This window comes from Streptomyces sp. NPDC048383 (assembly GCF_040651775.1).
GTDB lineage: Bacteria > Actinomycetota > Actinomycetes > Streptomycetales > Streptomycetaceae > Streptomyces.
Genome location: NZ_JBEZKS010000006.1, coordinates 160,853 through 179,645 on the forward strand (window position 1 = coordinate 160,853; position 18,793 = coordinate 179,645).

Sequence of the window (18,793 nt, forward strand, 5' to 3'; positions counted from 1 at the left end):
CGAGAGCGCCGCTCCCCATCGGGAGCGGCGCTCTCGCCTTGTCCGCGGCTGCTATGCCAGACCCAGGGCGAACACCGCGAACCCCGCCGCGAGCAGCCCCGCCACGGCCCTGCGCGCCACCGAAGACCGCCGGCCGGCCGCGGGCGGCGCCTCGAAGCGGCGCGCGTACCGGGCGATGACCACCAGCAGCAGCGCGAACACCGGCAGCCACGCGGCCCGCGCCGCGATCCACCCCGCGGTCACGGGCGCCGTCGTCAGACCGGCCACCTCACCCACCAGGGAGGCGGGGACGGCCGCCAGCAGCATCGCGCTCTGGTGCCAGCACAGGATCGTCATCGCGCACAGGTTGACCACGACCACCGGCGCCCACAGCAGCGGCCGCGCCAGCAGCCCCGCCAACCGGTCCCGCAGCAGGATCGCCGCCCCCGACTGCGCCGAGGCCAGCGCCACCACCAGCAGCGACGGCGGGTGCGAGTTCGTCCGCGCCTCACCCGGCACCCCGACCATCGACGCCGGGTAGTGGAACACCACCAGCAGTACGGCGAACAGCGCGGCCCCGCCCGCCAGCAGCAGCCACGCCCCGCGCCGCCCGATCCGCCCCTCACCCCACGACACGCCCAGCTGGTACGCGAACAGCCAGCCCGGCAGCACGTTCAGCACCGGCAGCCAGGACGGCACGGCCTCCGCGAACGGCCCGTAGCGCAGGAGGTCCACCACCGCGACGGACACGAGCAGCGGAGCCGCCGCCCATCCGCCGAGCCGCCGCGCCGCCCGCACGCAGTACGGGGTCAGCGCCGTGACCACCACGTACACCCCGACGAACCACAGCGGCTGGACCACCAGCGTGGCCCCGGTCCGCAGGGTGACCTCCGGCACCCCCGCCGCGTACAACACCGGTGCGACCAGCGCCCACACGGCCGTCACCCCGAGCACCGGCCGCCCCAGCCGGACGATCCGCGCCTTCAGCCAGGCCCCGGTGGAGCCCGGGCGACGCCGGAAGGACAGCACCGAGGCGTAACCGCCGACCAGGAAGAAGACGCCGAGCATCTGGAGCACCCAGCTCGCCGGGGCGAGGCCCCCGAAGGCGGCGAGCGGGCTGGCGTTGTGCAGGCCGCCGTCGGCGTCCAGGGTGAAGCCGCCGAGCAGCCAGTGCCCGGTCGGCACCGCGAGCAGGGCGAGGGCCCGCAGCCCGTCGACGGCCCGGTCACGGTGCGACGGGGTCCGCCGCTCGATCCGTTCGGCCGCCCCGCGCACGAGGGACATCGCGCTCATCGGGACTCTCCCCGCGCGATCGAGGCGAACGCGGTCAGGGTGCGGGTGCCGGGGGCGAAGTAGCCGGTATGGCCCTCGACGTCGCCCGCGGGGATCCGGCGGGCGCCGAACCCCGCGGAGGCCGGGTCGGCGCCGTGCCCGATCCCGCCGACCTCCACGTTCGGTACGTCGGCGATCCAGTCGGAGGGGCCGCGGGCGGCCCAGACGCGGGCGCCGGTCCGCAGCGCGCCGACGTGGCCCGCCCGCATCCCCGGCGAGCCGAACACGACGACGTCACGGGCATCGGTGTGCCGGGCCGCCAGTCCGCAGACCACCGAGCCGTAACTGTGGCAGAAGAGCACCGGATCGGGGGCGCCGACCGCGTCGAGGCCCGCCGTGAACCGGGCCAGCCGGACCGCGCCGGCCTCGGCGAGCCGGCCGGACGCCGCGTCCACGCCGACCCCGACCGGCGTCGTGTAACCGCTCCACGCGATGACGGCGCCCCGCCCGCCCGCCGCCGCCCACAACGCGCGGGCCGTGCCCGCCGGGCCGGTGGCCGGCCTGCGCGGGGCGTCGTGGGACACGGCGTCGTTGTCCGCCCCGGGCACGATCACCGAGACGTGCACGGCCTGCTCCAGATCCCCGAACACCTCGACGACCTGACCCCGCCCCCGGGGGTCGAAGGCCAGGATCTGCCGGCCCGGAGCGGCGAGGGAGGCGAAGCGCGCCTCACCCGTGGCGGTGATGGCCAGCCGGTTGGCCTCGTACCGCAGGGGGAGAGGAGTCCCCTCCAGGTTGCCCACCACCAACGGGTGGGCGCGCAGCAACTCCCGCTCGCGGTCGGTGTCCAGTCCGCCGAAGAACCGGGCGACCTCGGCCGGCGTCGCCGTCCACGGATCGGGCAACGGCCGCTCCGCCGTGCCGGCGGCCCGCCATGCGGCGGCACCCGGTGGCGGCCCGGTGACCACGACCTGACTGTCCCCCGCGGCCCAACCGGCGGTTCCCGCGACGACGGCCACGGCCAGCACGGCCGCCCCCATGGTCCTTGCGAAGCGGCGCATGCCCCTTCTCCTCTCCTCGTGACGAGGAGGAAGGTAAGAAGGAGGTACCGCCAGGCACGTCCCACCGGGGAGCCAACCCGAGGGTCATACCCCAGTAGGGGGTGGAGGAGACGACGCCGGTTCGGGTCCGGTGGCGGACCCGTTCGGACCCGGGGTCGAAGGGCGTCCGCCGGTCAGGCGGAGTCGCCGGGGTGGACCAGACCGGCCTCGTACGCGAAGATGACCGCCTGCGCCCGGTCGCGCAGGTCCAACTTGCCCAGCACCCGACCGATGTGGGTCTTCACCGTCTGTTCCGCGAGGACCAGATGGGCGGCGATCTCCTGGTTCGACAGCCCCCGCGCGATGAGTTCCAACACCTCGGTCTCACGCGGCGTCAGCCCGTTCAACCGCAGCGCGGGATCCTTGCGCGGCGCCGGCCGCTGCCGGACGAAGTCCGCGATGAGGCGCCGGGTCACGGACGGCGCCAGCAGCGCCTCGCCCGAGGCGACGATCCGAACCGCGGCGATCAGGTCCGCCGGCGGGGCGTCCTTCAGCAGGAACCCGGACGCGCCCGCGCGCAGGGCCTCGTACACGTAGTCGTCGATGTCGAAGGTCGTCAGCATCAGCACCTTCGGCCGGTGCACCACCCCGGGCGGCGGATCGAGCAGCTCGCGGGCCGCCGAGAGCCCGTCGAGTTCGGGCATCCGTACGTCCATCAACACCACGTCGGGGTGCACGGTCCGCGACACCAGCACGCCCTGGCGCCCGTCGGCGGCCTCGCCCACCACGTCGATGTCGGCCTGCGCCGACAGCAGCGCGGCGAACCCCGCGCGCACCATGGCCTGGTCGTCGACGATGATCACGCGGATGGTCAACTGCTGTCCTCGTTCGTCTCGGCGGACCCGTCCCCGCCGTGCAGCGGGAGGCGGGCGGCGACCCGGAAGCCCCCGTCGGGCAGCGGCCCGGTGTCCAGGGTCCCGCCGGTCAACCGTACGCGCTCGCGCATCCCCACCAGACCGTGGCCCGTACCCGAACCCTCCAGCTCCACCACGGCGTCCCGCGCCGGGCCGTTGACCACCAACACCAGCACCTCCCCGGCATCCCGGGTCACCGACACCCGGGTCCGCGCGCCCGGCGCGTGCCGCACCACGTTCGCCAGGGCCTCCTGCACGATCCGGTACGCCGACAGGTCCACCGCGGGCGGCACCCCCTCAGCCGCGCCGGCCGCCAGCGACAACTCCACCGGCTGCCCGGCCCGTACGATCGCCTCCACCAACTGCTGGAGCCGGTCCATCCCCGGCTGCGGGGCCCGTTCGCCGTCACCCGTCCCGTCACCGCGCAGCACCGTCAGCAACCGCCGCATCTCGCCCAGGGATTCACGCGCGCCGGCGGCGATCGCCTCGAACTCCGCACGCACCGGTTCCGCCATGCCGGGCAGCCGGTACGGCGCCGAATCGGCCTGCACCGTGATCACCGACATGTGGTGGGCCACCACGTCGTGCAACTCCCGCGCGATCCGCGCCCGTTCCTCCAGCAACGTCCGTCGCGACCGCTCCGCCTCGCTGATGCTCTCCTGCTCGGCGACGCGTTGCTGCGCGTCACCCAGCCCGCGCAGCACCCCGGTCACCGCCAACAGCGCACCGGCCAACACGAACAGCAACGCGCCGGTGTTGGTCACCCCGCCCGGTTGGAGGAAGCCGCCGAGCACCATCCCGACCGCGCCCGTGGCCAGCCACACCTGGACCAGCGTCCGGATCGACTCGCGCAGTCCCAGACAGGCCATCAGCACCAGGTACCCGACGATGACCATCGGGGGCCACGGCCAAGACCCTCCGGCCACCCGGTCGGCGCCCATCAGCAGCAGGGCCCCCACCACGTCCGCGAGGAGCACCATGCCCCACGCGGCCACCGGCCGGGTCACCGCGAGCAGCAGCGGCACCGTCTGCGCCACGCCCAGCGCACCCGCCCAGCCGCCGCCCAGACCGTAGTCGTTGATCAGCACGGCGATCGTCACCGGGATCAGCGTCACGACGAAGATGCCGACGACCACGTACGGCAGCATCCGCTGCCACCGCGCCGGCGCCCGCGCGAACAGCGGCTCGCCCGGCCGGGCGGGGGCCCGCAGCAGGACGGAGACCCGCGCCCGCGCGCCGGCCTCCCCCCGCCCGGTACGAGAACTCCTGGCGGCACGCTCGACCCCGACGGCGCGACCCGCGTCGGGGGCGGCGCCGCGGGCACGGAACCGGTCTCTGAGACTCATGATCGGACCACCCTATGCGCCGGGGGCCCGCGCGGACGCGGGGAGAGGGGCCCGGTGTGGCAGAGGGCACGGACCCGCACGCGGCAGTGCCGGGCTCGGTACGACGCCAGGGGCGGCGGCCCGTCGTTCCCGTGGCCCGTCGTTCCCGTGGACCGCCGCCGGTCCCCGGGGCCGGTTGTGCCGAGGCCCGAGCTGACCGGCGCTCGCCCGTCGGCTTCCGCCGGACCGCTTCCCGGGTACGGGGCCGTGTCCGGCCGGGAACCGCCCCGTCATCGTGCCCGGACCACTGCCGCGACCGGGGCGCGCTCCGCCGGTTCGATGAGGCGCAGGTCGTCCGACCCCGCGGCGAACCCCGGACGCGAACTCGGGGCGCGAACTCGGGGCGGATGCGACGCCCCGGGCTCGTTCCCCCGGCGGGTCCCGCTCGTTGAGCGGGCATGGAGCTGCTGCCGACCATCGCGGCGCCGGGCGTCGCAGAACGGGCCGACGCCGCGGCCGACGCCGCCTGTCACCTCTACGACGCCGTCCGGCTCTGGGGCGACGGCGGGCCCGGCGGGTGGAGCCGGACCGCCGCCGAGGACGCCGCCGAGACGATCGAGACGACCGCGCACGCCCTCGCCCTCATCGACCCCGGCGCCGAGGTCGCCCTCGCGCCGGTGCACGCGGCCCTCGCGGACCTGCGCCGCCGGCTCACCCTCGCGCCGGCCGACCCGCTGACCGCCGAGGGCGTACCGGCCACCCCGCGTTCGGTGGGCAACCCGCGCCGGACCCGCCGGGTACGGGGCCTGACCCCGCCCGTGCCCACCCCACGCGTGCTCACGCCACCCGTGCTCCCGCCACGCGTGCTCGGTCCACGCGTGCTCCCCCCGCCCGTGTTCAGCCCACCCGCGCCCCGGAGACCGCAGCCTGATACAGCTTCCTGACCTGCGCGCCGAAGTACGAGCTGTAGGAGATGTCGGGCGTGGTCCCGCCGGTCTTCCAACCGCCGATGACCCCGACCACGTCGCCGGTTCCCGTCCGCTGGTTGTAGCGCGTCAGGAACGGGCCGCCGCTGGTGCCGCCCGGGTAGCCGGTGCAGGCGATCCGCAGGAAGGAGCCGGGGATCCTCACCTCCTTGCTGGTGAACTTCGTCGTCCGGTTGAAACAGACGCGCGGGCGCGCCGCCGACGAGGGGTAGCCGATCAGGGTGACCCGGGAGTGCGCGAACGTGGCCCCGGTGACCAGCCGGTTCCCGCCGACCGCGTTCTCCACCGCCGTCCCGCGGGAGTTCGGGCCGACCCGGGCGAAGGCGACGTCGAGGGTGGCGGCCCGGTCGGGCCCCTCGCGCCGGTAGCGCGGGTCGATCCACATCCTCGGCCGACCGCCCGCGTCGCGCAGCACCGGGAACATGCCGTACGGCTGCGGCTTCGCCTTGGTGTAGCGCGGTACGAAGGCCACCCGGCGGGAGTCGGGTCCGAGCAGGCAGTGCGCCGCGCTGAGCACCAGGTTGCGGCCGGGGGAGGAGACCACGCTCGCGGTGCAGAAGTACGCGCCGCCGCCCTTCATGACGAACATCCGCCCGACGGCCGGGCTCCCGCCGAAGTCCTTGCCCACGCCGGCCCGGGCGGACGCCGGGATCGGCGCGGCGACGGGCTTCGGCGTCGGCTTCGGAGCGGGCTGCGCGGGCCGCGGCGCCGGCGCGGGCCGGGAGGGTACGGGGCCGGTGGCGCCGGGAGCGGGTTCCGCCGAGCCGGTCGGGGTGGCGGGTGCGGGTTCCGGGAGGGAGCCGGGCGTGGGCACGGCCGGGCCGGTCGGGGTCGCCGCTTCGGACGGGCCTGCGGGAGCGTCCGGGAGTGCGGGGGCCGGGCCGGTCGGGGTCGCCCCTGCGGACGGGCCGGCGGGAGCGCCCGGGAGGGCGGGGGCCGGGTTGGGCGCGGTCGCTTCGGGAACGCCGGGGACGGATCCCGTCGCGGGGGTGGCCGACGCGGGAGCGGGCGGAATCGGTTCGCCCGGCCCGCCGCCCTGCCCGGCGGCTTCGGCCGGGACCGTCGGTGCGGGTGCCGTGGGGGCCGCGGGGGCCCCACCGGTCCGGCCCGATGCCGATGCCGACGCCGACGTGGGTCCCGGTTCCGGGGCGGCCCGCCCGTCGGCGGACCCGGCCGCGGTGTCGTGTCCCTTCGGAGCCGCGGTCGGCGGATCCTGCCCCGCCGGGGGTTCTCCCGCAGGGCCGGACGCGGCAGGATCCGCCGGAGCGTCGGCCGTCGGGGAGCCGTCAGGCCCCGATCCGTTCGCGACCGCGCCGTCCCCCACCGGCTCCTGCGGCTCCGGCAGGCCGCCCCCCGCCGCCGGATCCGGTACGGGGAGTGCGGCCCCCCGGACGCCGGGCGGCGCGTCAGGGACCGGGTCGGGCATCGGGAGGGCGGAGGCCATCCGTTCCGGTGTCCAGAACGCGGCGGCCTCGCGTGACGACCAGAGTCCGGCGGCCGCCTCCGCGCTGGCCGACCCGGCGGCGGGCAGCGGCCCACCGGGCAGCAGCAGTGCGGCCGCGGCCGCCACCACCGTCAACGTACGTCGCATGCCTGCTCACTCCTGTTGGTGACGGGGGTCAGACGGCCTGGGGGAAACGGAACAGCCGGCCGGGGTCGTAGGAACGCCGGACCTCCTCCAGCCGGGGCAGGTTCGGCCCGTAGTAGGCCTCCCGCCAGGCCGTCAGCTTCGGGTCGGCGTAGTTCTGGTAGGCGCGGCCGCCCGCCCACGGGCGCAGGTCCTGCCAGAGTCCGTCCAGCCAGGCCCGGTGCGCGGCCACCTCGGTGGTGGACGCCGACTCGGGCCAATGGGCGAGGTACTGGGCGAGGAACGCGCTGTCACGGTGGACGAAGGCGGTCGCGTCGGCCCGCGTCCGGTTCACCGCCCCGCCGCACACCCCGTCCAACTGGATCACCCCGCGCCCGCCGGCGGGTACGGCGCGCCCGTACCGCCGAGCGGCGTCCAGCACCGCCGCCACCGCGCCCCGGGGTAGCCCGGGCGCACGCCAGAAGTCGGAGCGGGCCGCGTAGGACTCCCGGCCCAGGCGGCCCCGGGGGTCCCGGCCGGGCAGGGTGCCCGGCAGCCGGCACTGGGCGGCGGTCCGCTCCTGGCAGCCCGCCATCGCCCGCAGGGTGTCGCCGTGGCTCCGTACGACGATCCAGCTGTCCTGCGGTCCCCGGCCCACCAGGTCGGCGAGTCGGGTCAGGTGGCGCTCCAGTTCCGCGCGCCCGTCGAGACAGACGATCCGTACGGCCGGGGCGGGCACGGGACCGGCTTCCAGGGTGAACTCCACCTGGCTCCAGAACGGATCGGGGAGCGCGCCCAGCCAGCGCTGCCAGCCGTCGAGCACCGCCGCGGATCCGGCGGCCGGCCAGTGCAGTTCGGCGAACGCGGCGTCGCCGACCGGATGGGTGCGGAACCGGAACTCGGTGACGACCCCGAAGTTCCCTCCGCCGCCCCCGCGCAGCGCCCAGTACAACGACGGGTCCGCCCCGGCGCCCGTCTCCCGTACGACCCCGTCCGGGGTCACCACCCGGGCCCCGAGGAGCCGGTCGGAGGTGGTGCCGTGGGCGCGGGAGGACAGGCCCAGGCCGCCGCCGAGGGTGAGCCCGGCGATCCCGACGGACGGACACAGTCCGGCGGGGATTCCCCGGCCGCGGGCGGCGAGGTCGGCGTTCACCTCGGCGAGTCGGGCGCCCGCACCGATCCGGACCTCGTCCCCCGCGAGGGTGATCCGGGCCATCGCCCCCACGTCGATCACCAGCCCGCCGGCCACCGTGGACCACCCCGGGTAGCTGTGGCCGCCGCCGCGCGGCACCACCGGGACGCCGGAGCGGCGGGCGAATTCCAGACAGACGGCCACGTCACCGGCGTGCGCGGGGTAGACCACGGCCGCTGGGGCGACGGTGTCGTGGCGCGGCTGGAACGACTGTCGTGCCTCGGCGTAGTCCCCGTCACCCGGCAGGACCAGTCGGCCGTCCATCGCCCGGGCGAGAGCCCCGACGTCGGGCGCAGGGCCGGCCGCCCCGACCCCGGCCAGGACTGCGGCGGCCGCACCCGCGAGGACCCGGCGGCGTTGGAGGCTCATCCCTCCTTCCTGCCACCGCCCGACCGGATCGCGGCGAAGGCGGGACCGCGAACCGGTTTTTGCCGCCCGAACGGCTTATCGCACCAAGTGGCGCCGGCGAGCCCACCGGCGGACCGACGGGAAGCCCCACCGGCGGACCGACGGGAAGCCCGACCGGCGGATCAGCGGCCGCTCGTGGGTTTGCGGAACAACAGGAAGGCCCGTACCGCGTCCTCGTCGGCGTCGGGTTGCCGCACGAGACGGGCGACCTCCGTCAGTCCGGCCTCGGTCAGCAGCCCGGCGATCAGTGCGGGCGGGGTCAGGTACGCGTCGAGGTCGACCGGCCGGCCGTGGGCGCGCAGCGGCCGGCGCCGTTCGTCCCCGACCTCGAAGGCGGTGAGCGCGTAGCCGCCCGGCGCCAACACGCGGGCGAACTCCGCGAAGGTGGGCGCCAGCTGCGCCGGCGGTATGTGGCCCGTCGCGTACCAGGCCAGTACGCCCCCCAGGACCCCGTCCGCGACGTCCAGCGCCGCCATCGGCCCGACTTCGAACCGCAACCCCGGATGGTCGCGGCGGGCCGCCGCCACCATCGCGGGCGACAGGTCCACGCCGAAGACCCGCACGCCGAGCCCGTGCAGGTACGCCGTCACCCGGCCCGGACCGCAGCCCAGGTCGGCGACCGCCCCGCCCCCGGCGTCGCCGCGCACGCATGCGGCGAACGCGCCCAGCATGGCCCGGTCCAGCGGATGGCCCGCCAGGGCCGGGCCGGGCTGCCGGGCATGATCGACGGCGACGGCGTCGTAGAACGCCCGTACGGCATGGAGGTACGAGGTCTCTGTCATGCCCCGAACGTAGCCCGACCGACCCCGCGACTCACCCCCGAGCGGACCCCGGAGCGAGGCGGCTCGCCGGGTGCGGGAGCTCCGCCCACTGGTCCCCGGGCACACCCGGGCTGAGCCGCATCAGGGTCAGCGCCTTCACCGGCAGCGGCCCGGCGCGCAGCGCCTCGGTGTCGGCGGTGGGCGGGGCCCCGTCGAGGGCGACGGCCAGGTCCTCGCCGAAGGCGGCCGCGGATCCCGCCGTCGAGGCGAGGGCCCCGGCGACCAGGGACCCGAAGAGCTTGCGCCGCAGCACCGACGCGTCGTCCGTGACGAGCCGTCCCGACAGGGAGGGCACCGCCAGCCCGTGCCGGGTCAATCGCTCCGGACTGATCCGGATGTCGGCGAGGTCCCGGTAGACCAGCCGCAAGGGTTCACCGGCGGGGGAGAGGACCACCAGGAGGTTCTGCCCGTGGCCCTCCAGGGCCACCCCGAGGTCCAGGACCCGCAGGCACACCGACAGCGCGAGCCGGGCGAACGCGGCCCGCCAGGACGGCGAGCGGACCAGCGCGGTCCCCGCCAGCGCCGCCACCGGAACCACCCGCTCGCCAGGACCCGCGTACGCCTCCGGGGGTTCGCGGAGCACCGCCGCCAGGTCCGGGCTGTGCGCGGTGGCAGCGCCCAGCGTGCGGGTGATGTGCAGTTGTCCGTCGAGGCGGGCGGTCAGGGCGTGGGCGAAGGCCGACACCACGGCCGCCGTCTCGATGGAGTAGCCCGAGATGTCCCGTACGGAGGAGGTCAGCCGGGTGCTGAGCGCCGTCTTCACGTGGGGGCCGCCGTCGGCCGGGGCGAGCGTGCGCAGCGCCATCAGCGGATGCGCCGGGATGCCGGGACGCGCCGCGCCACCCGTCCCGCCGCCCGGGCGACCGTCGCCTTTCAGTACGTGTCGCGCCTGCCACGGGTGCACCGGCACCAGGATCCGCCCGCCGTCCCGCAACTCGGCCGGCCACGCCCCGGTGACCAGGCACTCCTCGGCCCGTACGGGGACCAGCCCGAGCTCGACCAGCGGCCGGTGCTCCGGGGCGTACGCCAACTGTTCGGCCACCGAGAAGCCCGGCCTGGAACGGCAGTTGGGGTGGTACGGATGTCCGTCCACCACCCGCTGTTCCCACTCCCAGCCGGTCGTCGGCTCCTCCTGCGGCCCCGCCGGCTGCCCGGCCCGGGACAGTGCGAGGGAGGCCGTGCTGTCGTCGAGTTCGGCGGCGAAGGCGGCGCCGTGCGGCACGCCCAACGCCTCGACCAGCCGGGCGGCCTGCCGGTGGACGCGACCGTCCAGCCTCAGCTCGTCGACGTGGGCGGTGGTCGCGTACGGGTCCGCCGGCGGCCCCTCCAGCCGGCGGCCGTCCGCCAGCCGCAACGTCAACGAGCCGTGGCCGTGCTCGCGGCCCACCACCCACGGCAGCGGCTCGAAGGCCAGGGCGCGCCACAGCCGGGTGAGCACGGCCGCGCGGGCCCCGTCCAGCGCGGCCTCGTACGCGGATCCGAGCCCGGGCCGTACGCCGGCCAGCGCGGCGGCGACGGCCTCCTCGGCGGGTGAGGCGGGGGTGCCCGACGGGGTGAACGAGCCCAAGGGGTCCGGTGAGCCGGGTGGGTCGGGGACGTGCGTGCTGCGGTCCAGGGTCCCGTTCCTTTCGGATCGCTTTGCCGGATGATCATGTCATCATCGCCGATACTGAAGATCACGGCCGGCGGCCCCCGTACGGGTCTCCGGCACACCGGATGGACCGAATGGAACCAGTGGACCTCAACGCCGCCGCCGACGCATACGCCGCCACTCCGCTGCTGAACTGCCTGTTGCGGGAGGTGGCCGACGCGGAGGGCGGGGAGGTCCACCGGCTGCGCGGCAGCGGCCGGCTGCTGCGGGTGCGCGGCGGACGCCGCCCCACCGCACCAGAACTGGCCACGGAGAACGGCTGGCATCCGCTCACCCACACGGAACTGGTCAAGCTCACCTCCGACGAGTTGCTCCGCTACACCGGCGTTCCCAACGACGAGCTCCCCGGCGAGATCACCGACAGCCGGGACGCCGTCGCCGCGATCCTGGCCGCGCGGGCCGATGCCGCCGCGCCGCAGGACCCGTACCTCCGTTCGGAACAGGCCCTGGTGATGGGGCATCCGCACCATCCCGCCCCCAAGGCCCGCGGCGGGGCGCCCGCCGCGAGTTGGCTGCCGTACGCGCCCGAGGCCCATGCCCGCTTCCCTCTGGTGGTGCTGGGGATCCGCGAGGACGAGGTCGCCGAGGAGGGCGGCCCGGCCGCGGCCGACGCGCTCGACGCGCTCGTCGGGATCCTCGACGGCCCGCGCCCGCCGGCCGGCTACCGGGCGCTGCCGGCGCACCCCTGGCAGCTGGACCTGGTCGCGGGCCGTCCGGCGGTGCGCGAGGCCTTCGCCGACGGCCGGCTGCTGCGGCTCGGTCCGACGAGGCTCCCGGTGTGGCCCACCGCCTCGATCAGGACCGTCCACGCACCGGACCCGGCGGCGGACCTGTTCGCGAAGTTCAGCCTCGACGTACGGATCACCAACGACGTGCGCCGGTTGTGGCGGCACGACCTGCTCGGACTCCGGCGCGTCGACGCCGCCGTCGAGGCCGGGTTCGTCGAACTGCGCACGCGCACGGGCTCGAACGCCGTCTGGCTCCGGGACCTCGGTTACCGCACCGCCGCCTTCGCCTTCGAAGAACTCGCCGTCCTGGTCCGCGACGGCTTGCGCGGGGCGGTGGTCCCGGGTGCGACGCCGCTGCTGGCCGCCGCCCTCGCCGAGGACTTCCCCTGTGGCACGCCGGCGGGCGGACCGGTCGCGCCGGATGCCTGGTGGCGGGCCTATGTGGGCCACGTGGTGCCTCCCGTGCTGGACCTGTTCGCCCGGCACGGGATCGTGCTGGAGGCCCACCTGCAGAACTGCCTCGTCGCCGTGGACGACCGGGGCATGCCGGTGCAGGCCCTCTTCCGCGACGCCGAGGGGGTGAAACTCCCTCAGGACGCGCCGCGCGCAGCCGCTTGGCAGCGGCTGGTGTACTGCTTGGTCGTCAACCACCTGGCGGAGATCGCGGGCGCCCTGGCCGAACGCCATCCGGGGTTCGCGGACGCCGTGTGGCCGGCGGTGCGCGAGGAGTTCCTGCGCTACGACGCCGGGTACGGGCTCCCCGAGATCGCGGAGTTGTTGACCGCATCCGGTCTTCCGGCCAAGACGAACCTGCTGCTGAGATGGACCCGGGCCGACGGGGCCGACGCGCGCTACCTGCCGCTGCCCAACCCCCTGCGCACCTGAGGGAACGGCCCCGCGGAGTGCGATTCGGCCAAGCTCCCGCCGGTCGGCGGCACACCCGTACCGAAAGGTATAGACCAATGCTACGTTGGTCGGGCAGACCGCGAACTTCTTGACCACCCGTCAGAGGAGAAGTCATGCCCTCCCCCTCACGGGGCGGCGGCCCGGCCGCCACGCCCAAGTACCAGCGGATCGCCGCAGCGCTGCGCGACGAACTGGACCGCACCGACCCCGCCGGCGGCGGCGCGAGGCTGCCCTCCGAGCGCAGCCTCGCCGCCCGCTACGGGGTCAACCGGCAGACCGTCCGCGCCGCCCTCCAGGAACTGCGCGCCGACGGGCTGATCGTGACGGGCCGCCGGGGAACCCGGGCGGCGGGCGCCGCACCGACGGCCCGGCGGCGCGAGCCCGCGCCGCCCGCGGCACGCTCGACGTACCTTCCCGAGCGACAGGTCCCGCCGCCGAGCCCGCCCACGAGCACCCGGCTCACCCTGGTCACGGTGCCGCCCTCGCTCGCCACGCTGCTCGGCATGAGAGGCGGGCAGCGCACCCTGGTCCACCACCACCGCACGCACGGCCCCGCCGGGGAGACGCTCCAGCACGCCGTCACGTACCTGTGCCCGCGCACGGTCGCCCGGACCCCGGAACTGGCCGGCTATCTGGACCGGGAGGGCGCGCCCCGGGACGAGGACCTGCGACCGCTGCACCGTTGGCTGGAACGGGCCGCGACGCACGGCCGCTCGGCGGAGACGATCACCATGACCCGCACCAGCCCGCCCGTGGCCACGGCCGGTTCCTGCGGCCTGTCCGTACGCCGGACCCTGCACGACCCCAGCGGTCGGCTCGTCGCCGTCACGGACCTGGCCTTCCCCACCTGGGCCCGGCTGACCTTCCACCGGGACCCGGCGGCCATCGGATTCCGCGTCACCTGAGCCCGCGCGCCCCGTACGGGGAGGCCGGCGCCGGGTCGGTGCGCGGGTGCGACGCGGCGCGCTCCTATTCGGCGGCGCGGCCCGGGGTCGTGACGTGGGGGTCGGGGGCGGCGTCGGGTTCCGCGTCGTGCGGGGCCAGGAAGTCCAGCGATCCGGGCGCGGAGTCGTCGGGGCCCTCCGAGTCGTCGGGGCCGTCGGGCTCGTCAACGTCATCCGCGGACGACTCCGGATGGTCCGGTGCGGAGGGGGCTCCGGTGAGCAGGGCGAGGAGGCCGGCCACCTGGACGCCCGCTTCCGCCGGGTGCTTGAAGACGGCGCCCGGGGAGATCTCGTAGCGGTTGCGCCGACCGTCGCGCACGCGGCGCAGGTACCCGTCCGACTCCAGGTCGGCCACGATCGTCTGTACCGTCCGCTCGGTCAGTACGCACGTCACGGCGACATCCCTGAGTCGAACGGCCGGGTCCCGGGCGATGGTCACCAGAACGCGTGCGTGATTCGTTAGGAATGTCCAGTTTTGTCGGCGCGTCATACTCCCCATGGAGTCATGATGCGCCATTTGATTCACGTGACGCAAGACGCGAAACGGTTTTCCGGTGTTTCTTGACGTACGCGTCGAAGAAGGCCAACATCTACGGCAGTCAAGGTCCCGCGCCGCAAGCCGACCAGCCCAAGGAGCGAACCCCATGCCGGTACCCGCCCCCACCACCCTTACTACCGACCACGCCATCGACACCCGCGCCACCGCCGTCCCCGGCCCCCGCCGGAGCGCCGAGGCCGCGGCCCGCAGTGCGGGCCTGCCCCGGATCGACGAGCCGCGCGAGGTGGCTCCGTCGGACGCGAGGGAGCTGTCGAAGGCGTTCTTCAAGCGTCTGCGCGAGCTTTCCGAGGGCACGCCGGAGTACCAGTACGTCCGCAACACGCTCATCGAGATGAACGCCTCACTCGTCCAGTACGCCGTGCGCCGTTTCCGCGGCCGTGGTGACGGCGGCGACATCGAGGACATCGTCCAGGTCGGCACCATCGGGCTCATCAAGGCCATCGACCGGTTCGACCCGGCCCGCGAGAACGAGTTCTCCACCCTCGCCATGCCGTACATCACGGGCGAGATCAAGCGGCACTTCCGTGACACCAGCTGGGCCGTCCGCGTCCCGCGCCGGCTCCAGGAGCTGCGCATAGACATCGCCAAGGCGAAGGAGGAGCTGACGGTCAGGCTGGACCGCTCGCCGACCGTCTCCGACCTCGCCGCCCACCTCGACCTCACGGACGAGGAGGTCGTCGAGGGCCTGGTCGCCGCCAACGGCCACACCAGCGGTTCGCTCGACGCCCCGCACACCGAGCACGGCGACGGGCCCACCGAGGGCCACACCCTCGCCGACGTCATGGGCGAGGAGGAGCCGGCGATGGAACTCGTCGAGGACATCCAGACCCTGGCCCCGCTGCTCGAACAGCTCACCGACCGCGAGCGCCGGATGCTGCAGATGCGTTTCGGCGAGGAGCTCACGCAGGCCCAGATCGGCGCCGCCCTGGGCATCTCCCAGATGCAGGTCTCCCGACTGCTGACCCGCCTCCTGGCCCACCTGCGGACGTCCATGCTGGAGGACCCGGAGACGGCGGCGCACCCCGCCCTCGTCGGTCGGTCCTGACCCCGCACCACCGAGCCCCCACCGGGCGGGCGCGAGCCGGACCACCGGCCGCCCGCCCCGGCGGCATGTCCGGGGCCGAATCCACCCCGACGCCCGCCCGCGAACGCGCCCCCGGCCGTGAGCCGCACCACCCGCGCGGCCCGTCACCGCGCCCGTGCGTCGCGGCCCGCACCGTCCGTCGCCGCGCCCGTGCCTCGCGGCCCGCACCGTCCGTCGCCCCGACCGTGAGCCGCGTCACGTCACGCGCCGTCCGCCGTTCCGGGCGTGACCCGCGCCACTCGTCGTCCACCGCCCCCGGCATGAGTCGGCTCACCCACCGCCGCCCGCGGCGTGAGGTGGATCACCTCCCCGTTTGCCCCGAGTTCGCCGGGGCAAACGCGCGGCTGGAGCGGAACCATGTACTCCGGCCGGTCGGTCGCGGGCGTGGCGCACGCGGGCCGATCCCGCACCGCTCCCCGCGCCGCCGGAGCCACCGTCGGGACGGATCCGGTACGACCCCCGAGGTGCATGTGTCCACGCTCCAGGCCGAACACGTCTACAAGGTGTTCGGAAGACACCCCGACGAGACCGCGGCAGCGGTCCGCGCGCTCGACCGCGGCGCGGACCGCGACGAGCTGCGCGCCGAGGGGACGACGGCAGCCGTGATCGACGCCACCTTCCGCGTCGAACCCGGCCAGATCTTCGTCGTCATGGGCCTGTCCGGATCCGGCAAGTCCACGCTGTTGCGCATGCTCAACGGACTGCTGGAGCCCACCGCGGGTCGCATCCTCTTCGACGGCGAGGACCTCACGGCCCTCTCCCCGCGCGAGCTGCGCCACGTCCGTTCCACCAAGATCAGCATGGTCTTCCAGCACTTCGCGCTGTTCCCGCACCGCGACGTCCTCGCCAACGCGGCCTACGGTCTGGAGGTCCAGGGAGTCCCCCGGGCCGAGCGCGAACGGCGCGCCGCCGAGGCGCTGGCGCTGTGCGGGCTCGGCGGTTGGGAGTCGTCCTGGCCCGACGAGCTGTCCGGCGGCATGCAGCAGCGCGTCGGCCTGGCCCGCGCCCTCGCCACCGACGCCGACCTGCTCCTGATGGACGAGTCGTTCAGCGCCCTCGACCCGCTGATCCGCCGTGACATGCAGGACCAGCTCCTCGAACTCCAGAAGCGCCTGAAGAAGACCATCGTCTTCATCACCCACGACCTGAACGAGGCCATGCGGCTCGGCGACGGCATCGCCGTCATGCGCGACGGCCGGATCGTCCAGCAGGGCACGGCCGAGGACATCCTCACCCGCCCCGCCGACGAGTACGTCGCCTCCTTCATCCAGGACGTCGACCGCTCCCGCGTCCTGACCGCCGACGCCGTCATGGACGAGGCCCCCGCCGACGCGGACGCCTGCGCCTGTCCGACCGTCACCGCCGGCACCCCGCTCGCCGACGTCTGCGCCGTCAGCGCCCGGGTCCCGCACCCGGTCGCGGTGACCGGCGCGGACGGTTCCGTCGTCGGCACCGTGCCCCAGGACCGCCTCATCGCCTTCATGGGCGACGAACAACGGCCCCCGCTGGCCTGCACGGAGGTGGCCGCCTGATGCCCCGCCTCAACCTCGGCGCCTGGGTCGACAGCGGAGTCGACTGGCTCCAGAGTCACCTGTCCTGGCTGTTCGACGCGATCAGCTCGCTCGTCACCGGCCTCTACGACGGCATCGACGCCGTCCTGTCCGCCCCGGCCCCGCTGCTGTTCGCGGGCATCCTCGCCGTCGCCGCCTGGTGGCTGCGCGGACTCCTGGCCGGACTGCTCGCCTTCGTCGGCTTCGCGCTCGTCGACTCACTGGGCCTGTGGGACGACGCCATGTCCACCCTGTCCCTGGTCCTCGTCGCGACCCTGGTCACGCTGGCCATCGCGGTCCCGCTCGGCATCCGGGCGTCCCGATCCGACCGGGTGAGCGCCGTCCTGCGGCCCGTCCTGGACTTCATGCAGACCATGCCGGCGATGGTGTACCTGATCCCGGGCATCATCTTCTTCGGCGTCGGCGTCGTCCCCGGCATCATCGCGACGATCATCTTCTCGCTGCCGCCCGGCGTACGGATGACCGAGCTCGGCATCCGCCAGGTCGACGCGGAACTCGTCGAGGCCGCCGACGCCTTCGGCACCACCCCGCGCGACACCCTGGTACGGGTCCAGCTCCCGCTGGCACTGCCCACGATCATGGCGGGCGTCAACCAGGTCATCATGCTCGGCCTGTCCATGGTGGTCATCGCCGGCATGGTCGGCGGCGGTGGTCTCGGCGGCGCCGTCTACCGCGCCATCGGCAACGTCGACATCGGCCTAGGCTTCGAGGCCGGCCTCTCCATCGTCATCCTGGCCATGTACCTGGACCGGATGACCGGAGCGCTCGGTCGGCAGGTCTCCCCGCTCGGCCGCCGCGCCCTGGCCCGCGCCCGGGCCGCCGCGAGCGGCGCCTCGAAGCTGTGGAACCACCGCCCCCAGCCGGCCTACGCGGTCACCGCCGCCGTGGTGCTCGCCCTCGTCGCCGGCGGTCTGAGCACCTTCGGCGGCTCCACGTCCGAGGACGGGCCCGCGGGCGCCGACGACATCGGCAAGGGCCGCAAGGTCTCCCTCGGCTACATCCCGTGGGACGAGGGCATCGCCTCCACCTTCCTGTGGAAGGAACTCCTGGAGCGGCGCGGCTTCGAGGTCGACGCCCGCCAGCTGGAGGCCGGCGCGCTCTACACCGGCCTCGCCGGCGGCCAGATCGACTTCCAGACCGACTCCTGGCTGCCGGTCACCCACGCCTCGTACATGGAGAAGTACGGCAACAAGCTGGAGGACCTCGGCTCCTGGTACGGCCCCACGTCGCTGGAGCTGACCGTGCCCTCGTACGTGAAGGACGTTCGTTCCCTCGCGGACCTCAAGGGCAAGGCCGGGCAGTTCAAGGGCCGCATCATCGGCATCGAGCCGAGCGCCGGCGCCATGGGGATCCTGAAGGACAAGGTCCTGAAGGGGTACGGGCTGGAGGGCGAGTACCAGGTCGTCGACGGCTCCACTCCCGGCATGCTCGCCGAGCTCAAGCGCGCCTACGACAAGAAGGAACCCGTCGTGACCGTGCTCTGGTCCCCGCACTGGGCCTACTCCTCCTACGAGCTGACCAAGCTGGAGGACCCCAAGGGCGTCTGGGGCAAGGGCGACGGCATCCACACCCTGGCCCGCAAGGGCTTCGCCGCCGACGAGCCCGAGATCGCCCGGTGGCTGCGCTCCTTCAAGCTCACCGAGGAGCAGCTCACCGGCCTGGAGGCGAAGATCCAGGGGACCGGCAAGGGCAAGGAACAGCAGGCGGTCCGCGCCTGGCTGAAGGACCACCCGGAGATCGCCGCACTGAAGTGAGCGACGGGGGCGCCGGCGCGCGGGGCGGTCCATCGGCGTATCCCCACCGGATACGTCTCGAACGGATCGCGTTCCCGGCCTCGGCGTCCCCG

At 74.8% G+C, this 18,793-nt stretch carries 14 protein-coding genes and 1 pseudogene; 6 read left to right on the forward strand and 9 right to left on the reverse strand.

Annotated elements, in window-relative coordinates; translation table 11 throughout:
- Positions 1-51 precede the first annotated feature (51 nt).
- The 4 genes from AB0D46_RS07315 to AB0D46_RS07330 all read right to left on the reverse strand — a co-directional run bounded on the left by AB0D46_RS07315 (position 52) and on the right by AB0D46_RS07330 (position 4,551).
- Entirely contained in the window at positions 52-1,272 is a 1,221-nt protein-coding gene (locus AB0D46_RS07315; RefSeq protein WP_362876294.1) for an acyltransferase, read from the reverse strand.
- Complete coding sequence (locus tag AB0D46_RS07320) at positions 1,269-2,312, reverse strand: alpha/beta hydrolase (protein ID WP_362876295.1); 1,044 nt, start codon at positions 2,310-2,312, stop codon at positions 1,269-1,271. The genes AB0D46_RS07315 and AB0D46_RS07320 overlap by 4 nt, the downstream gene beginning before the upstream one ends.
- Positions 2,313-2,485: 173 nt before the next feature.
- Positions 2,486-3,166 carry a response regulator transcription factor gene (locus AB0D46_RS07325; protein WP_362876296.1) on the reverse strand — a complete coding sequence of 227 codons (681 nt, stop codon included), beginning with the start codon at positions 3,164-3,166 and terminating at the stop codon, positions 2,486-2,488.
- Positions 3,163-4,551 carry a sensor histidine kinase gene (locus AB0D46_RS07330; protein ID WP_362876297.1) on the reverse strand — a complete coding sequence of 463 codons (1,389 nt, stop codon included), beginning with the start codon at positions 4,549-4,551 and terminating at the stop codon, positions 3,163-3,165. Before AB0D46_RS07330 ends, AB0D46_RS07325 begins: the two co-directional genes overlap by 4 nt.
- 437 nt (positions 4,552-4,988) lie before the next feature.
- Here AB0D46_RS07330 and AB0D46_RS07335 point away from each other — a divergent pair, with 437 nt between their 5' ends.
- Complete coding sequence (locus tag AB0D46_RS07335) at positions 4,989-5,474, forward strand: hypothetical protein (RefSeq protein WP_362876298.1); 486 nt, start codon at positions 4,989-4,991, stop codon at positions 5,472-5,474.
- On the opposite strand, the gene AB0D46_RS07340 is transcribed toward AB0D46_RS07335, so the two are convergent.
- The 4 genes from AB0D46_RS07340 to AB0D46_RS07355 all read right to left on the reverse strand — a co-directional run bounded on the left by AB0D46_RS07340 (position 5,428) and on the right by AB0D46_RS07355 (position 11,071).
- Entirely contained in the window at positions 5,428-7,107 is a 1,680-nt protein-coding gene (locus AB0D46_RS07340; RefSeq protein WP_362876299.1) for a hypothetical protein, read from the reverse strand. The two genes, AB0D46_RS07335 and AB0D46_RS07340, sit on opposite strands and share 47 nt — an antisense overlap.
- A 28-nt stretch (positions 7,108-7,135) precedes the next feature.
- Positions 7,136-8,644 carry an FAD-binding oxidoreductase gene (locus AB0D46_RS07345; RefSeq protein WP_362876300.1) on the reverse strand — a complete coding sequence of 503 codons (1,509 nt, stop codon included), beginning with the start codon at positions 8,642-8,644 and terminating at the stop codon, positions 7,136-7,138.
- A 161-nt stretch (positions 8,645-8,805) separates the two neighbouring features.
- Positions 8,806-9,465 carry a class I SAM-dependent methyltransferase gene (locus AB0D46_RS07350; protein WP_362876301.1) on the reverse strand — a complete coding sequence of 220 codons (660 nt, stop codon included), beginning with the start codon at positions 9,463-9,465 and terminating at the stop codon, positions 8,806-8,808.
- A 31-nt stretch (positions 9,466-9,496) separates the two neighbouring features.
- On the reverse strand, positions 9,497-11,071 hold the full coding sequence (locus tag AB0D46_RS07355) for an IucA/IucC family protein (protein ID WP_362876302.1): 1,575 nt from the start codon (positions 11,069-11,071) through the stop codon (positions 9,497-9,499).
- A 149-nt stretch (positions 11,072-11,220) separates the two neighbouring features.
- On the opposite strand from AB0D46_RS07355, the gene AB0D46_RS07360 reads away from it, so the two are divergent.
- Complete coding sequence (locus AB0D46_RS07360; RefSeq protein WP_362876303.1) at positions 11,221-12,768, forward strand: IucA/IucC family protein; 1,548 nt, start codon at positions 11,221-11,223, stop codon at positions 12,766-12,768.
- Between the two features lie 134 nt (positions 12,769-12,902).
- On the forward strand, positions 12,903-13,694 hold the full coding sequence (locus AB0D46_RS07365) for a GntR family transcriptional regulator (protein WP_362876304.1): 792 nt from the start codon (positions 12,903-12,905) through the stop codon (positions 13,692-13,694).
- Positions 13,695-13,950: 256 nt separating this feature from the next.
- Here the strand turns inward: AB0D46_RS07365 and AB0D46_RS07370 are convergent.
- Positions 13,951-14,232 (reverse strand): annotated as a pseudogene (locus AB0D46_RS07370) (MarR family transcriptional regulator); the annotation flags it as partial.
- A gap of 145 nt (positions 14,233-14,377) precedes the next feature.
- Between AB0D46_RS07370 and AB0D46_RS07375 the strand changes: the two are divergent.
- The 3 genes from AB0D46_RS07375 (at position 14,378) to AB0D46_RS07385 (ending at position 18,701) form a co-directional block, all read left to right on the forward strand.
- Positions 14,378-15,337, forward strand: a complete 960-nt coding sequence (locus tag AB0D46_RS07375) for a SigB/SigF/SigG family RNA polymerase sigma factor (protein ID WP_362876305.1) — start codon at positions 14,378-14,380, stop codon at positions 15,335-15,337.
- A gap of 509 nt (positions 15,338-15,846) precedes the next feature.
- Positions 15,847-16,908 (forward strand): glycine betaine/L-proline ABC transporter ATP-binding protein, encoded by a 1,062-nt coding sequence (locus tag AB0D46_RS07380; RefSeq protein WP_362876315.1) that lies wholly within the window; start codon positions 15,847-15,849, stop codon positions 16,906-16,908.
- Positions 16,908-18,701 (forward strand): ABC transporter permease/substrate binding protein, encoded by a 1,794-nt coding sequence (locus AB0D46_RS07385; RefSeq protein WP_362876306.1) that lies wholly within the window; start codon positions 16,908-16,910, stop codon positions 18,699-18,701. Before AB0D46_RS07380 ends, AB0D46_RS07385 begins: the two co-directional genes overlap by 1 nt.
- The last annotated feature ends 92 nt before the right edge of the window (positions 18,702-18,793 follow it).

What these genes read in the sequence shown, in the direction of transcription:
- AB0D46_RS07345 (WP_362876300.1), bottom strand. Translation starts at nt 8,644, where the DNA reads ATGAGCCTCCAACGCCGCCGGGTCCTCGCGGGTGCGGCCGCCGCAGTC.
- AB0D46_RS07375 (WP_362876305.1), top strand. Translation starts at nt 14,378, where the DNA reads ATGCCGGTACCCGCCCCCACCACCCTTACTACCGACCACGCCATCGAC.
- AB0D46_RS07315 (WP_362876294.1), bottom strand. Translation starts at nt 1,272, where the DNA reads ATGAGCGCGATGTCCCTCGTGCGCGGGGCGGCCGAACGGATCGAGCGG.
- AB0D46_RS07350 (WP_362876301.1), bottom strand. Translation starts at nt 9,465, where the DNA reads ATGACAGAGACCTCGTACCTCCATGCCGTACGGGCGTTCTACGACGCC.
- AB0D46_RS07365 (WP_362876304.1), top strand. Translation starts at nt 12,903, where the DNA reads ATGCCCTCCCCCTCACGGGGCGGCGGCCCGGCCGCCACGCCCAAGTAC.
- AB0D46_RS07360 (WP_362876303.1), top strand. Translation starts at nt 11,221, where the DNA reads ATGGACCGAATGGAACCAGTGGACCTCAACGCCGCCGCCGACGCATAC.
- AB0D46_RS07340 (WP_362876299.1), bottom strand. Translation starts at nt 7,107, where the DNA reads ATGCGACGTACGTTGACGGTGGTGGCGGCCGCGGCCGCACTGCTGCTG.
- AB0D46_RS07320 (WP_362876295.1), bottom strand. Translation starts at nt 2,312, where the DNA reads ATGCGCCGCTTCGCAAGGACCATGGGGGCGGCCGTGCTGGCCGTGGCC.
- AB0D46_RS07385 (WP_362876306.1), top strand. Translation starts at nt 16,908, where the DNA reads ATGCCCCGCCTCAACCTCGGCGCCTGGGTCGACAGCGGAGTCGACTGG.
- AB0D46_RS07330 (WP_362876297.1), bottom strand. Translation starts at nt 4,551, where the DNA reads ATGAGTCTCAGAGACCGGTTCCGTGCCCGCGGCGCCGCCCCCGACGCG.
- AB0D46_RS07335 (WP_362876298.1), top strand. Translation starts at nt 4,989, where the DNA reads ATGGAGCTGCTGCCGACCATCGCGGCGCCGGGCGTCGCAGAACGGGCC.